This window comes from Streptomyces sp. NPDC045470 (genome assembly GCF_040646595.1).
Lineage (GTDB): Bacteria > Actinomycetota > Actinomycetes > Streptomycetales > Streptomycetaceae > Streptomyces.
On sequence record NZ_JBEZAN010000001.1, the window covers coordinates 1,446,876 to 1,461,808 of the forward strand.

The following is a 14,933-nucleotide window of genomic DNA, read 5'->3' on the forward strand; positions in this document are numbered from 1 at the left end:
TGCCGTACATGAAAAACGCATCACCCAAAAGCGGCATCTACTCGCTCAATACGCAGGTGACCAGGGAAGCGCGGCCGCCCCGTGAATGTGACGATCAAAATGCCGACCGCACCGGCCCGGCGCCTGGCGACGCCGCGCTGCGCGCCGTCTTTCGCAGCATTGCTGGCCATGGGTGCCTATTGCCTCGGTATGACGATGCTCGGCAGCTATCCGTTCGGTACCCGCTCCCGCGCCGTCAACGACCTCGGAAATCAGTTCGTACCGTTCCACGCCCATCTGTGGGACTTGCTGCACGGCAACACCACCGGTGACCTGCTCCTCAACTGGAACAGCGGTTACGGCGTGCCCTTTCTCGCCGACTTCCTCACCTATCTGATGAATCCGTTCTCCTGGCTTGTCGGCCTCTTCCCCCGCGACCTGGCCGAGCTGCCGGTGTTCCTCGTCACGCTGGGCTGCATCGGCCTGGGCACCGCCCTGATGACCGTCTTCCTCGGGCGGCTGCACCCCGGCGCGCCCTGGCCGCGCGCGCTGCTCGCGGTGGGCTACGGCACCTGCGCCTGGGTCGTGAGCGACGGCACCGCCGACCCCATGTGGATGTGGGGCCTGGTCTCGCTGCCGCTGACCGGCATCGCCGCCGACTGGTGCCTGCACCGGCGCCGCTGGGTGGCCGGCACCCTGCTCGTCGGCGTGTCCTGGGCGGGGAACTTCTACACCGCGGCGATGGCCACCCTCGCCATGGCCCTGGTCTTCGCCCTGCGCCTGCTGCTCGCCACGGACCTCTCCGTACGGCACCGGCTCCGCGCGTCGGTCCGCGCCGCCGCCATGGCGCTGACCGGCATCCTGCTGGCGGCCCCCGCGATCACCGTCACCCTCAAGGCCAGCAAGGCGTCCCGGCCCGCGCCGGAGGCGGTCTACCGGGGACGGCCGCCGACGCTGGACTTCGTCGCGGAGCTGCTGCCCGGCGGGCGCGGCTCGGTGCCCGCGCCGCACCTGTTCATCGGGATGCTGGGGCTGCTGCTGGTGGCCGCCTTCCCGTTCGTCCGCGCCGTTCCGGTCCGTACGCGCGTCGCCTGGTACGTCCTGGCCGCCTGCGTCGCGGTCTCCTTCGTGTGGAAGCCGACGCTGCTGGTGTGGCACGGCCTGGCGGTCCCCAACGGCAGCCCGTACCGCGCCTCCTTCGTGCTCAGCGCGCTCCTGGTGATCATCGCGTGGCTGGCGCTGGCGCACCGGCCGCGCCCGCGCGAGCTGGCGGCCGGCGCCGTCCTGGTCGCCCTGATCGCCGCGCTGTGCCACGGCCGCAGCGTGGTCGGCCCGGCCACCTGGATCCTGGTGCTGGGCTGCGGCGCGGTGGTGCTCGCGGCGCTGGTGGCACTGGCCCGGCACCGCGCGCGCAGCACCGTACGCACCCTCGCCGCAGCCGCCCTGACCTGCGCGGTCTTCTTCGGGTCGGCCTATGCGGCGTTCTCCGTGACGGCCGTCAGGGACCAGCTCGCCTGGTGGGAGCCGAAGATCACGCTCGACGACCGTTCGATCGCGGTCCACCGGGAGATCGAGCAGCACGAGGACTGGCCGCGCTCCCGCACCGACCCCGGACCGCACGAGTTCGCCAACAACGACCCCCTGCTGCTGGGCGGCGAAGGCGGCTCGTACTACAGCAGCTATGTGCCGGAACGGACCGCACGCACCCTGCGCGAGCTGGGCGGCGGCTGGTACATCCACGGCCGTCACCTCCGCAGCGTCGAGGACCCCGTGAGCCGCGCGGTCCTGGCGGTGAGCAGCTTCCGCACCGGCCCGCAGGCCGGTCCGGTCGACGTGGGGCGGGCCGCCGCCGCACCCCTGCTGACCGTACGGCCCGGCCTGCCGGCGGACGGCCTCGACCAGCGGCGGCGCGGGGCCGCCGGGCGGGGCATCGACGTACGCGCCGATCCGCGCGTCGGCGGCGGCTCGGTCTTCGCCCGTCAGGAGCGGCTGCTGGGCGCGCGGGTGTACGAGGTGCCCACGCTGCGCCCGGTGGGCGGGGGCGGCGGCACCGGGGGCCCGGCAGCGGGGGGCCACGCGGTGGCCGTTCCCGGGAGCGGGGCCGTGCGTCCGGTGCCGCGCGTGGTCGACGGCGAGTGGCGGCTGCCCGCGACCCGCCGGGGCGGCGCGGCCCTCTTCACGGTCCGTTGCACGCCGGGCTCCGACGTCTTCTGGTACGCGCCCTGGTACCACGGCAAGGTACGGGCCGCCGGCCATACCTCCCCCGGGTTCGGCATCCGGGAGACGACCGCGAACCCGGTCAAGGGCCTGGGCCTCACCCCGCCCGACGGGCGGCTGACCGTCTCCTTCAGCAACCCGAAGGCCCAGCGCGTCCCCGAGCACCCGCTCGGCTGCCTGAGCCGCGGAAAACTCGCCGCCGCCGTCGCGGACCTGCAAAGACAGGGCCCGGTGCGGCTCTCGTCGAGCGGTCACGGGCTGTCCGCCGAGCTGCCCGCGCACAGCACCGGCACGGCCGTCCTCGCCGTCCCGGCCGTCACCGGCTGGGGCTGCCGGGTGGACGGCGGCGCCTCCCGCGCCCCGCACTCGTTCGGCGGTCTGATCGCCGTACCGCTCGGAGCGGGTGCGTCGCGCCTGGACTGCGCGTACCGCCCGCCCGGACTGCTGCCGGGGCTGGCGGCGAGCGGCGCCGCGCTGGGGGTGCTGGCGGCCGTGGCCGTCACCCGCGGTGTGCGGCGGCGCCGGGGCGGAGCACACCGCCCACCCTCTCCGCTCGAATCGTGACATTTCATCTGATTAGTAGAATTGCTGCCTGGGACGTGGTGGCTCCCGCCGCGCTCCGCCCCGGCGAAAGGGCTCCCCATGAAGCTCTCGGTCGTTGTCCCCTGTTACGACGAAGAGGAAGTCATCGGGCACTTCGACGAGGAGATCCGCGTGGTGCTCGGCCGGCTCGCCGTCGAGTACGAGCTGTGCTACGTCGACGACGGCAGCACCGACGGCACCCTGCACCGGATACGCACCCTCGCCCACCAGCACCGCCCCACCACCCGCTACCTCTCCTTCAGCCGGAACTTCGGCAAGGAGGCGGCGATGCTCGCGGGCCTGAAGGAGGCCAGCGGCGACGCCGTCATCCTGATGGACGCCGACCTCCAGCACCCGCCCCAGCTCATCGAGAAGATGCTCGACCTCTACCAGCTCGGCCACGACCAGGTCATCGCCAAGCGCAGCCGGGACGGCGACAAACCGCTGCGCAGCGCGTGCAGCCGGCTGTACTACCGCGCCGTCAACAAGTGGGTGGACGTGGAACTGGCCGACGGGGTCGGCGACTTCCGGCTGCTGTCCCGCACCGCCGTCGACGCGCTGGTCTCGCTGCCCGAGTACAACCGCTTCTCCAAGGGCCTGTTCTCCTGGATAGGCTTCGACACCGTCACCTTCGACTACCGCAACGCCCGGCGCGAGGGCGGCCGCACCAAGTGGTGCTTCGGCGCCCTGGTCAACTACGGCATCGACGGCATGATCTCCTTCAACAGCCGCCCGCTGCGGGTGGCGATCTACACGGGCCTGAGCCTGGCCGCGCTGGCCGCCGCGTACGCCCTGTGGATCGTCGGCGCCGCCGTCGTCGGCGGCATCACCGCGCCCGGTTATGTGACGCTGGTGGCGATCATCGTGGGCCTGGGCGGCCTCCAGATGGTGATGCTCGGCCTGATCGGCGAGTACATCGGCCGCATCTACTACGAGACCAAGCGGCGCCCGCACTTCCTGGTCAAGGAGACCAACGGGACGGCGCCCACCCACACCCCCACGGCCCGGGTCGCCGGGCGGACCCGCCGATGAGGCGTCGGCCGTACCGCCACCGTCCGCCCCGGGGCCGGTTCCCGCTCGGGCGGCTCCCGATCGGGCGGCTGCTGCGCTTCGCCGTCGTCGGCGGCGTCAACACCCTCACCTTCTACGGCTGCTACCTGGCGCTGCACCCCTGGATGCCGTACTTCGCCGCCTACACGATCGCCTTCCTGCTCAGCATGGTGGGCTCGTTCTTCCTGAACACCTATTTCACCTACCGCACCCGGCCCAGCCGCAAGAAGTTCCTGCTCTTCCCGCTCACCCAGGTCACCAACTACCTGGTGCAGAGCGCGGGCCTGGTGGTGCTGGTGAACTGGTGCGGGCTCGGCACCCGCGTCGCGCCGCTGCTCGCGGCGGTACTGGCGATCCCGTTCACCTATCTGGTGTCCACCCGCATCCTGGTGCCGGGGCGGGCTGCCGGAACGGCCGGGGAGGCCGTCCCGGCCGGCGAGGGGGACGGCCGTACGGGTGACGAGGCTCAGCCGGCGCGTCTCACCGGGCCGCTCTGACCCCGCCGGGCCGGCTGGGCCCGCCACTCCTGGAACGCACCGTCCGCCCCCACGTCCCGCTGCCGCACCACGTGCAGCCGCCCGTCGTTGCCGAGGACGGCCAGCACCGCGCGCCCGTCGGTGTCCTGGCCGACGGCCGCCGCGCCCGAGTGCGGCACCTTCCCCGTCAGCCAGCGGCCGGGCGTGTCCTGCCCCGCGTCGCTCAGCGCGTACCGCAGCAGGCCCGCGTTGTCCCGTCCCGCGAGCACGACGGTCCGCGCGGGCTTGCCGACGGCCGCCAGGGCCACCCGCCCGTACCCGCCGACCGGCTCGTACCGCGCCGACAGCCGCCAGGAGCCGGGCCGCGGCCGCCGCTCGGCCAGCAGCACCTGGGCCGTGCCGCTCTGCCGGTACGCGAGGCGCACCTCCCCGCCACCCAGCGGCACCAGGCTCAGCGGGCCCCCGGGCTCGGGCAGCCCGGTGTCCCCGGAGGGCTCCGGAATCTGCCCCGCCTCCCTCGACACCCAGTGGTGCACGGCCCGGTCACTGGGCGCCACGACGTGCACCAGCCCTTCGGAGTCCACGCACGCGTCCAGGCCGTCGACGACGGCCGGCACCCGGCCCGCCGCCCCCGGGGAGGCCGTCGGTGCCTCCAGGTGCCGCCACAGCGACCAGTCCCCGCCCTGGGCGCCGCTGCGGTACGCGATGCCGCCGCGCCAGTCGCGGGCGAAGACGTGCACCGTGCCGTCCTGGCCGACGGCCGCCGCCGGGAAGCCCGTCTCCAGGGACTTCACCGGCGCGGCGTCCGGAGTTCCCAGCGACTCCCACGGGCCGAACGTCGGTACGCCGTCCCGCGCGGTGCCGTTCTGCAGGGCGGTCAGCAGCTCGCGGCGGTGCGCGTGGTTGCGGGCGGGCAGGACCGTACGGGAGACGAAGAGCTGGAGCGCCCCGCCGGGATGGCTCACGGCATGGACCTGGCCCTGGAGGAAGCCGCCGCCGAGCCGGTGCGGGCCGCTGAAGGTGCCGTTGCCGGGCGCGGTCTCGGCCCAGCACACGGCGGTGCCGTCCAGGACGGCGAAGGCGGCGAGCCGGCCGTCCTTCAGGGGCCGCAGCCAACTGTTCGAGCCGGGGGCGCGCAGCCGGGTGCTGCGTGTCCAGTCGCGTGACCAGCCGTCGAACGCCGAGCCGCCGACCTTGCGGTCGCCGCAGCCCGCCCGGTCGCCGCAGTCGCGACCGTCCGCCCAGCCGTACACGGACAGCAGCTCGCCCTTGCGCCGGGCGGTCGCCAGGTCGACGTTGTTGGGCAGCACGCCCGCCTCGTACCCGATGTAGTTCTCCACGACGGTGGGGCGGCTGTGCGCACGGCCCCAGTAGGCCGCCAGCGCCGCCTGCGTGAAGCAGGCCGAGCTGATGTGGTCCTGGTGGTCGTAGTACAGGAAGCCGCGCAGCTTGCGGTCGTCGGTGGGCGGGGGCCGGTGCGGGGCGTGCACCGCGTTCGGGTCGAGGGTGCGCACCACGGTGGGCCGCACCCGTTCCAGCAGAGCCGTCAGCGACGCGACGACCTGCTCACGGGTGTACTGGAACACGCGCTGCACGGGAGTGCCCTCCGGCCGCAGCGTGGGCAGCACGTCGACAGCGCCGAGCCACAGCCCGCGCAGGCTCCGCGCGCGCGGCTCGGAGACGGTCCGCGCCTCCACCAGCTCCATGAAGACGAGCTGGTTCCGCGGCGCGGCGCGCAGCGTCTGGATCTCGACCTGGAAGCCGGGCAGCAGGGAGATGGCCTCGACGTCCCAGGGGCTGAGCGGGTCGCCGGTGGCCATCACCGCGTGCGCCGCCCGCAGCCCGTTGGTACGGGCGCGCGCGAACGCCGGGCGGTCGCGCGGCGACAGCCGGTCCCCTCGCCCGTGCTCGGCGGTGTTGCGGCCGTCCGACTCGCCGCCGGTCAGACACACCGTCACCGACCGGGCGCCGCTGCGCACCGACTGCTCCAGCGCCGGGTTCATGAAGTACAGCGAGTCGTCGGCGTGCGCGATGACGTGCAGGAACGCCTGCTCCGCGCCGGACGCGGCGGCCTTCCGCTCCAGCGCCGGATCGGCCACCTGCGACAGCGGCATGCCCGGCCCGAACCAGGCCCATCCCCCGGCCCCGGCCGTCACCGCGGCCGCGCCGCCCCCGGCAACCTGGAGCAGCCGCCGTCGGGACCACCGGGACGGATGCGTCGGCACAGGTCACGTCCTCCACGGCGCCCGGCAACGCCCCACTCGTAACCGTCCGACTCACACCGGAATGAGCCACCTCGCGCACTGCACCTCCCCAGTATTCGGCCGCGCGGCGCGTGCCGCTCGCCTGATTGGTCCGGGGTTGTGGGGTGGGCGTGGGGGAGCCGGGGGCGGAGGCCCGGCCGGGGGCGGGATCGGGCCGGGGGGAGGACCCGGCCGGAGGCGGGATCGGGCCGGGCGCGGGACCGGGCCGGGGGCAGTCCGCGGTCGGGGACGGGGACGGGGACGGGCCGGAGGTAGTCCCCGGTCAGGGCCGGGGCCAGGGGATGCGGTGCTACGCCTCCAGGGCCGACGCCACCGCGAGGGCCAGTTCGTCCAGGTAGGTCTTCGGGAGTTCGTCGCGCACGACCATCAGGCGCCAGTAGAGCGGGCCGGTCATCAGGTCGAGTGCCAGGCGCGCGTCGGCTTCCGGGCGCAGCTCGCCGCGTTCGACCGCGCGGGCCACCATCGCCGCCGCGACGCCCTGCTGGCTGTCGAGCAGGGCGGTGCGCAGCGCTTCGGCGATCTCGGGGCTGCGTGCGGCCTCGGCGAGGAGGTCCGGAATGATCTGCGAGGCGACCGGGTGCCGCAGCGCGCGGGCCGCGACCTCCAGCAGCATCCGTACGTCGCCGCGCAGCGACCCGGTGTCCGGCGTCGGCAGGCCCTCGGCGGCCACCGCGGAGACCACGTCCAGCACGAGGTGCAGCTTGGAGCGCCACCGCCGGTAGACGGCGGTCTTGCCGACGCCCGCCCGCCGGGCGATGCCCTCGATGGACATCCGCGCGAACCCCACCGCCGCCAGCTCCTCGAAGACCGCGGCGCGGATCGCCTCGGTCTTCTCCTCGCGCAGTACGGCGGCTCCGGCCGGCGCCCGCCGCCCGCCCGGTACGCCCGGTGTCCTGGTCATTTCCGTGCCGTCCTTTGCCATGCCTTGATCGTAGCGCCACGACGGAACGGGCACGTCGCGACGGAACGGTTGCGTTTCGACGTAACGCGGTCGTACGCTCGGCACCGTTACGACGATACGGGAGCGTTCTGACGTAGTCCGTGCTCCTCCGTCCCTCCCCCACCCACCCGGAGGCGACCGCCCGCATGTCCCAGACCCTCACCCCGCCGGCCCGCTCCGCCGAGGCGTCGCCCGTGGCCCCGGCCGCCGCCCCGCCCGACCCCGGCCTGCAAGCGCTCGCGGAGCAGTACGGCCTGACCGTCAGCGGCGCCCGCCCGCCGTTGCGGGAGTACACCCGCCGCCTGTGGGCGCGCCGCCACTTCATCGCGTCCTTCGCCACCGCCCGGCTGACCGCCACGTACACCACGGCCCGGCTGGGCCAGCTCTGGCAGGTGATGACTCCGCTGCTCAACGCGGGCGTCTACTACTTGATCTTCGGCATGCTGCTGCACACCGACCGCGGCATCCCGAACTTCATCCCGTTCCTGTGCACGGGGATCTTCGTCTTCACCTTCACCCAGTCGACGGTCCTGGCCGGCACCCGCGCCGTCTCCGGCAGCATCGGCCTGGTCCGCGCCCTGCACTTCCCGCGCGCCGCGCTGCCCGTCGCGCACACCCTCATCCAGCTCCAGCAGCTCATCTGCTCCATGGGTGTACTGGCGGCCATCGTGCTGATCTGCGGCGTACCGGTGACGTGGCACTGGCTGCTGATGGTCCCCGCCCTGCTGCTCCAGTCGGTCTTCAACACCGGCCTCGCCCTGGCCATGGCCCGTATCGGCGCGAAGACCACGGACACCGCGCAGTTGATGCCGTTCGTGCTGCGTACCTGGATGTACGTGTCCGGCGTCTTCTACAACCTCTCCACGTTCACGAGCAGCGCGCCCCACCTCGTCTCGGTGGTCCTGAACTGCAATCCCGCCCTGATCTACATCGACCTGATGCGGTACGCCCTGATCGACACGGTGCGCGCCCAGGACCTGTCGCCGCACGTGTGGCCGCTGGCCCTCGGCTGGGCCCTGCTGGCCGGCGCCGCCGGCTACGTCTTCTTCTGGAAGGCCGAGGAGGAGTACGGCCGTGGCTGACACCACCATCGAACACACCCCCGCACCCATCGAACGCACCCCCGCGCCCGCCGACGACCGCGCCCCCACCGTCATCTGCGACAACGTCCACATCGTCTACACGGTGCACGGCGGCAGTGCGGGCAAGGGCGGCGCGACGGCCGCCCTGAACCGGATCGTCCGCCGCCGGCCGGGCACCGCCGTCCGTGCGGTGCACGCCGTCAAGGGCGTCACCTTCGTCGCCCACAAGGGTGAGGCGATCGGTCTGATCGGCTCCAACGGCTCGGGGAAGTCCACGCTGCTGCGGGCCGTAGCCGGGCTCCTGCCGCCCGCGGCCGGCCGCGTCCACACCCACGGCCAGCCGTCACTCCTGGGCGTGAACGCGGCCCTGATGAACGACCTGACCGGCGAGCGCAACATCGTCCTCGGCGGGCTCGCCATGGGCATGTCCCGCGCGGAGATCCGCGACCGCTACCCGGACATCGTCGACTTCTCCGGCATCAACGAGAAGGGCGACTTCGTCTCGCTGCCGATGCGTACGTACTCCTCGGGCATGGCGGCCCGGCTGCGCTTCTCCATCGCCGCCGCCAAGAGCCACGACGTCCTGCTGATCGACGAAGCGCTGGCCACCGGCGACCGCGCCTTCCAGAAGCGCTCCGAGGCCCGCATCCGCGAACTCCGCGCAGAAGCCGGCACCGTTTTCCTGGTCAGCCACAACAACAAGGCCATCCGCGACACCTGCGACCGGGTGCTGTGGCTGGAGAAGGGCGAACTGGTGATGGACGGGCCGACGGAGGAGGTCGTGACGGCGTACGAGCGGGGAGCGAGGTAGCGCGCCGGGGAGCGCGAGAGGCAAGGCGCCCGCGACGACGGCGGCGCGGCCCGGCAGTGCCGGACCGCGCCGCCGTCCCGACGTGGTGCGCGTCAGCTGTGCGTACGCAGCAGCGTCCGCATCGTCCGCATCGCGACCGAGAGGTTCGCCAGGTCGAAGCCCTCCGACCCGTGGATCTCCTCCAGCGTGGTCCGCGCGCGTCCGAGGATCGCGGCGTTCTTCTCCTCCCACGCCTTGAACCGCTCCTCCGGCGTCGCGGAGTCGCTGCCCACCGACAGCACGTCGCCGGTCAGCGCCGCGTGCGCGGCGAACAGGTCCTCGCGGATGGAGGCGCGGGCCATCGACTGCCACCGGTCGTTGCGCGGCAGTTCCAGGATGCGGTCCAGGAGCTGGTTGATCCGCAGCCGGTCGCCCAGGTCGTAGTAGACCTCGGCGACGTCCAGCGGCTCCTTGCCGGTCCGGTCCGCGATGGCCACGATGTCCAGCGCCGGGAAGACGGAGGAGAACCCGGCCACCCGGGTGGCCAGCTCCGCCGGGACTCCGGCCTCGGTCAGCTCGTCCAGGATGCGCTGGTGCCATTCCAGGTCGCTGCCGCACAGCAGCTTGGGCAGTTCGGCCCAGACCCCGGCGACCCGGTCCGCGAAGAAGCCGATGGTCTCGGAGAGTTCCAGCGGCTGCGGGCGGTTGTTGAGGAGCCAGCGGGTGCCGCGCTCCACCAGACGCCGCGAGTGCAGACGGATACGGGTCTGCACGTCGGCGGTGACGGCGTTGTCGAGGGCCTCGACGGCGTCCCAGACCGTGCCGAGCCCGAAGATCGCGCGGGCCGCGGTGTGCGCCCGTACGACCTCTTCGAGGGCCGCGCCGGTCTCCTCCCGCATCCGGTGCAGGAAGCTCGTACCGCCGGAGTTGACGGTGTCGTTGACCATCACGGTCGTGACGATCTCGCGGCGCAGCGCGTGTGCGTCGATCTGCTCGGCGAACCGCTCCCGCAGCGCGCTGGGGAAGTACGCGTGCAGCAGGTGCTGGAGGTACGGGTCGTCCGGCAGCCCGGTCTGGATCAGCGCGTCGGCGACCGTGATCTTCGTGTAGGCGAGGAGCACGGCGGTCTCGGGCTGGGTCAGACCGCGGCCGGCGTTCAGCCGTTCCTTGATCTGCCGGTCGACGGGCATGAACTCCAGCGACCGGTCCAGGTCCCCGTCGCGCTCCAGGCGGCGGATGAAGCGCTGCTGGGCGGAGAGCATGCTCGCGGACTGCGCCTGGGCCAGCGCGAGGGCGGTGTTCTGCGCGTAGTTGTTGCGCAGCACCAGCGCGCCGACCTCGTCGGTCATCTCGGCCAGCAGCTTGTTGCGCTGCTTGACCGTCATGTCGCCGTCGGCGACGACCGAGTTCAGCAGAATCTTGATGTTCACCTCGTGGTCGGAGGTGTCCACACCGGCGCTGTTGTCGATCGCATCGGTATTGATCTTGCCGCCGTTCTGGGCGAACTCGATCCGGCCGAGCTGGGTCAGTCCCAGGTTGCCGCCCTCGCCGACGACCTTGACCCGCAGGTCCTCGCCGTTGACGCGGATCGCGTCGTTGGACTTGTCGCCCACGTCCGCGTTCGACTCGGCCGCCGCCTTCACGTACGTGCCGATGCCGCCGTTCCACAGCAGGTCCACCGGCGCGCCGAGGATCGCCCGCATCAGGTCGGCGGGGGTCATCTTCTTGACGCCCGCCTCGATGCCGAGGGCGGCCCGCACCTGTGCGTTGATCGGGATGGACTTGGCGGTACGGGGGTGGATGCCGCCGCCCTGGGACAGCAGCTTGGTGTCGTAGTCCGCCCACGAGGAGCGCGGCAGCTCGAACAGGCGGCGGCGCTCGGCGTACGAGGTGGCCGCGTCCGGCGTCGGGTCGAGGAAGATGTGCCGGTGGTCGAAGGCGGCGACCAGCCGGATGTGCTCGCTGAGCAGCATGCCGTTGCCGAACACGTCACCGGACATGTCACCGACGCCGACGACGGTGAAGTCCTCGCTCTGGGTGTCGACGCCCAGCTCGCGGAAGTGCCGCTTGACCGACTCCCAGGCGCCGCGGGCGGTGATGCCCATGCCCTTGTGGTCGTACCCGGCGCTGCCGCCGGACGCGAACGCGTCACCGAGCCAGAAGCCGTACGACTCGGCGACCTCGTTGGCGATGTCGGAGAACGTCGCGGTGCCCTTGTCGGCCGCGACGACGAGGTACGTGTCGTCCTCGTCGTGCCGTACGACGTCCGCGGGGTGCACGACCTCACCGCCGACCAGGTTGTCGGTGATGTCCAGCAGACCCGAGATGAACGTCTTGTAGCAGGCGATGCCCTCCGCCAGCCACGCGTCGCGGTCCACCGACGGGTCCGGCAGCCGCTTGCCGACGAATCCGCCCTTGGCGCCGACCGGCACGATGACGGTGTTCTTCACCATCTGCGCCTTGACCAGGCCGAGCACCTCCGTACGGAAGTCCTCGCGCCGGTCCGACCAGCGCAGACCACCGCGCGCCACCTTGCCGAAGCGCAGGTGCACGCCCTCGACGCGCGGCGAGTACACCCAGATCTCGTACGCCGGGCGCGGCGCCGGCAGGTCCGGGATGGCCTGCGGGTCGAGCTTCATCGACAGGTAGGAGTGCGGCTGTCCGCCGTCGTCCTTCTGGTAGTGGTTCGTGCGCAGCGTCGCCTTGATGACGGTGAGGAAGGCCCGCAGGATGCGGTCCTCGTCCAGGCTCGCGACCTGGTCCAGCGCGCCGTCCAGCTCCTCCAGCAGCCCGTCGGTCAGCTCGGTGCCGGCCCGCTGCCGCTCCGGGGACATCCGCGCCTCGAAGAGGCTGACCAGCAGCCGGGTGGTGTGGACGTTGTTGGAGAGGGTGTCCTCCATGTACGTCTGGCTGAACGTCGAACCGGCCTGCCGCAGGTACTTGGCGTACGCCCGCAGCACCATCGCCTGGCGCCAGTTCAGACCGGCCCGCAGCACCAGCTTGTTGAAGTTGTCGCTCTCCGCGCGGCCGGTCCACACCGCCGTGAAGGCGTCCTGGAACCGCTCGCGCGCGTCGTCGCCGTTCATCCGCTCGGGGATGCGCAGCCCGAAGTCGTAGATCCAGGCGGTGGTGCCGTCGGTGCAGCGCAGCTCGTGCGGCCGCTCGTCGACGACCTCGACGCCGAGGCGGTTCAGCACCGGCAGGACCTTGGACAGGGAGACCGGCTCACCCGTGCGGTAGATCTTGAAGCGGCGCTCGTCGGGGCCCGCGCCGACCGGCTCGTACAGGCTGACCTCGAAGTCGTTGCCGCCCTTCGCCGTCAGCTTCTCCAGGTGCTGGAGGTCGGCGACCGCGCTGCGCGGCGGGTTGTCGGCCTTGTAGCCCTCGGGGAAGGCGTGGTTGTAGCGGCGCAGCAGCTCCGCGGCGCGCTCCTCGCCGACCTCGGCGGTCAGCGCCTCGGCGAAGCCGTCGGCCCAGGAACGGGCGGCCTCGACCAGCCGCGCCTCGATGCGCTCGGCGTCGGCGTCGGTCAGGTCCGGCAGGGCCGCACCGGGCTCGACCCGGACGACGAAGTGCAGCCGGGACAGGATCGACTCGGTGTTCCAGGCGGTGAAGTCGACGCTGGTGCCGCCCAGTTCCTCCTTGAGGATGTCGATCAGGCGCAGCCGTACGCCGGTGGTGTAGCGGTCGCGGGGCAGGTAGACCAGCGCCGAGAAGTAGCGCCCGTACTCGTCCTGGCGCAGGTACAGCCGCAGCCGGCGGCGCTCCTGGAGGTACAGCACGCTGGTGACGATGGACTGGAGCTGGTCCACGCGCGTCTGGAACAGCTCGTCGCGCGGGTAGGTCTCCAGGATCTGGAGCAGGTCGCGGCCGTCGTGGCTGTTGGCGGTGAAGCCCGCGGCGTCCAGCACCTCGGCGACCTTGCGGCGGATGACCGGCACGCGGCGTACGGACTCGGTGTACGCGGCCGAGGAGAACAGGCCGAGGAACCGGCGCTCGCCGACGACGTTGCCTTGGGCGTCGAACTTCTTGACGCCCACGTAGTCGAGGTACGAGGGGCGGTGCACGGTGGAGCGGCTGTTGGCCTTGGTCAGGATCAGCAGCCGGTGCTCGCGGGCCTTGGCGCGGGCGTCCTTGGGGAGCCGGTTGAACGACGGGGAGACGGGGTGGCCGTCGTCGCCCTCGCTGTGCGCCGGGTCGGAGCGCAGGATGCCGAGGCCGGTGCCGGCCACGGCGGTCAGCACGTCCTCCTCGGCGCCGGACTCGCCGGGCACCGAGGTCAGCTCGTACTCGCGGAAGCCGAGGAAGGTGAAGTGGTCGGCGGCCAGCCAGCGCAGCAGCTCGCGGGCCTCGTCGACCTCCTGGTCACGCAGGTCGTCGGCGGTCGGCTCGGTGGGCAGCTCGTCGGCGATGCGCAGCGCGGCGTCGCGCATCTTCTCCCAGTCCTCGACGGCCTCCCGCACGTCGGACAGCACCCGCAGCAGGTCGGCGGTGATCTGCTTGAGGTCGGCGCGGTCGGTCTCCCGGTCGATCTCGACGTGGATCCACGACTCGATCAGCGCGTCGTGCGGCAGGTCCCGGCCCTTGCCGTGGCCCGCCTTGTCCTTGCCGGTCCGGCCGTGCGCGTCGCACGTGTTGTCGAGGACCTCGATCAGCTTGCCGGTCACGTCACGGCGGACGATCACCTGCGGGTGGATCACCACATGGATGCCGCGGCCCTGACGCGACAGCTCGTTGGTGACCGAGTCGACCAGGAAGGGCATGTCGTCGGTGACGACCTCGACGACGGAGTGGCTGCAGGTCCAGCCGTTCTCCTCGACCGTCGGGGTGTGCACCCGGACGTTCGCGGTGCCCTGCGGCCGGGTCTCGGCCAGCCGGTAGTGGGAGAGCGCGGCGCCGAAGACGTCGACCGGGTCGCGGCCGGTCAGGTCCTCCGGCGCGGTGTGCAGGTAGTAGCGCTGGAGGTATCCCAGGAGGGTGTCCGGGTCGAGACCCTGCACCGGTGCCTGTCCCCCGGCCGGGCTGCTTTCAGCGACCCGGGCAGCCCGCGCGAGCAGCTCGGTCTTGGCTTCGTCCAGCTTGGTCTGCATGTCCTCTGGCTCCTGTCGCGCGCCGTTGCGTGACGTTGTGGATGAACTCCGTGGAAGCTGCACGACGCCGGAACGACCGGTGAGGGTTCCCCCGCCGCAACGCGGGGAAGTGTCCGGTCGGGGACGACGCTGTGCCGCGATGCGCGATGGCCGGACCGCTCGGCACCGACCCGGTCGGGGTCGGTTTCCGGTCCTGATCGCAACGATCAGCGGCCGCCCGGTCACTGTGCTGTCCCGGGCGCACGACGAGGGCCTCGATGCCCCCGCGGGTTATCGCGCTGATCACGAGGCAAGGCTATCGCTCCCGGCCGGGGTGCCGTCATGGTCCAGCTGTGTACAAAACCACTAGCCGAAATTTGACGATCCGGACAGCGACGGGTCCGTGCGCCGCATCCCTGGAATCCCACGGTATCCCGCGGGGGCTTGGCAAGGACGGCGATCCGGAGGACGTTGAGCGGGACAC

At 72.2% G+C, this 14,933-nt stretch carries 8 protein-coding genes; 5 read left to right on the forward strand and 3 right to left on the reverse strand.

Annotated features, from left to right (window positions below):
• Positions 1–168 precede the first annotated feature (168 nt).
• The 3 genes from AB0A97_RS06190 to AB0A97_RS06200 all read left to right on the forward strand — a co-directional run bounded on the left by AB0A97_RS06190 (position 169) and on the right by AB0A97_RS06200 (position 4,325).
• On the forward strand, positions 169–2,760 hold the full coding sequence (locus tag AB0A97_RS06190; RefSeq protein WP_361145018.1) for a YfhO family protein: 2,592 nt from the start codon (positions 169–171) through the stop codon (positions 2,758–2,760).
• Positions 2,761–2,838: 78 nt separating this feature from the next.
• Complete coding sequence (locus AB0A97_RS06195) at positions 2,839–3,810, forward strand: glycosyltransferase family 2 protein (RefSeq protein WP_361145021.1); 972 nt, start codon at positions 2,839–2,841, stop codon at positions 3,808–3,810.
• Positions 3,807–4,325 (forward strand): GtrA family protein, encoded by a 519-nt coding sequence (locus tag AB0A97_RS06200; protein ID WP_361145024.1) that lies wholly within the window; start codon positions 3,807–3,809, stop codon positions 4,323–4,325. Before AB0A97_RS06195 ends, AB0A97_RS06200 begins: the two co-directional genes overlap by 4 nt.
• Here the strand turns inward: AB0A97_RS06200 and AB0A97_RS06205 are convergent.
• Positions 4,295–6,529 carry a PIG-L family deacetylase gene (locus AB0A97_RS06205; protein WP_361145027.1) on the reverse strand — a complete coding sequence of 745 codons (2,235 nt, stop codon included), beginning with the start codon at positions 6,527–6,529 and terminating at the stop codon, positions 4,295–4,297. The two genes, AB0A97_RS06200 and AB0A97_RS06205, sit on opposite strands and share 31 nt — an antisense overlap.
• Before the next feature lie 328 nt (positions 6,530–6,857).
• A complete protein-coding gene (locus AB0A97_RS06210) occupies positions 6,858–7,490 on the reverse strand; it encodes a TetR/AcrR family transcriptional regulator (RefSeq protein WP_361145030.1) in 633 nt (210 codons plus the stop codon).
• Positions 7,491–7,654: 164 nt separating this feature from the next.
• Between AB0A97_RS06210 and AB0A97_RS06215 the strand changes: the two genes are divergently transcribed.
• Both AB0A97_RS06215 and AB0A97_RS06220 read left to right on the forward strand, forming a co-directional pair.
• Positions 7,655–8,590: an ABC transporter permease gene (locus AB0A97_RS06215; RefSeq protein ID WP_361145033.1), complete on the forward strand. Its 936-nt coding sequence runs from the start codon at positions 7,655–7,657 to the stop codon at positions 8,588–8,590.
• Positions 8,583–9,401 carry an ABC transporter ATP-binding protein gene (locus tag AB0A97_RS06220; RefSeq protein WP_361145036.1) on the forward strand — a complete coding sequence of 273 codons (819 nt, stop codon included), beginning with the start codon at positions 8,583–8,585 and terminating at the stop codon, positions 9,399–9,401. Before AB0A97_RS06215 ends, AB0A97_RS06220 begins: the two co-directional genes overlap by 8 nt.
• A 92-nt stretch (positions 9,402–9,493) precedes the next feature.
• On the opposite strand, the gene AB0A97_RS06225 is transcribed toward AB0A97_RS06220, so the two are convergent.
• Positions 9,494–14,470 (reverse strand): NAD-glutamate dehydrogenase, encoded by a 4,977-nt coding sequence (locus AB0A97_RS06225; protein ID WP_361145039.1) that lies wholly within the window; start codon positions 14,468–14,470, stop codon positions 9,494–9,496.
• Positions 14,471–14,933 lie beyond the last annotated feature (463 nt).

Excerpts from the sequence above, each read along its gene's own strand:
- AB0A97_RS06190 (WP_361145018.1), top strand. The coding sequence starts at position 169 with ATGGGTGCCTATTGCCTCGGTATGACGATGCTCGGCAGCTATCCGTTC.
- AB0A97_RS06195 (WP_361145021.1), top strand. The coding sequence starts at position 2,839 with ATGAAGCTCTCGGTCGTTGTCCCCTGTTACGACGAAGAGGAAGTCATC.
- AB0A97_RS06200 (WP_361145024.1), top strand. The coding sequence starts at position 3,807 with ATGAGGCGTCGGCCGTACCGCCACCGTCCGCCCCGGGGCCGGTTCCCG.
- AB0A97_RS06210 (WP_361145030.1), bottom strand. The coding sequence starts at position 7,490 with ATGGCAAAGGACGGCACGGAAATGACCAGGACACCGGGCGTACCGGGC.
- AB0A97_RS06215 (WP_361145033.1), top strand. The coding sequence starts at position 7,655 with ATGTCCCAGACCCTCACCCCGCCGGCCCGCTCCGCCGAGGCGTCGCCC.
- AB0A97_RS06225 (WP_361145039.1), bottom strand. The coding sequence starts at position 14,470 with ATGCAGACCAAGCTGGACGAAGCCAAGACCGAGCTGCTCGCGCGGGCT.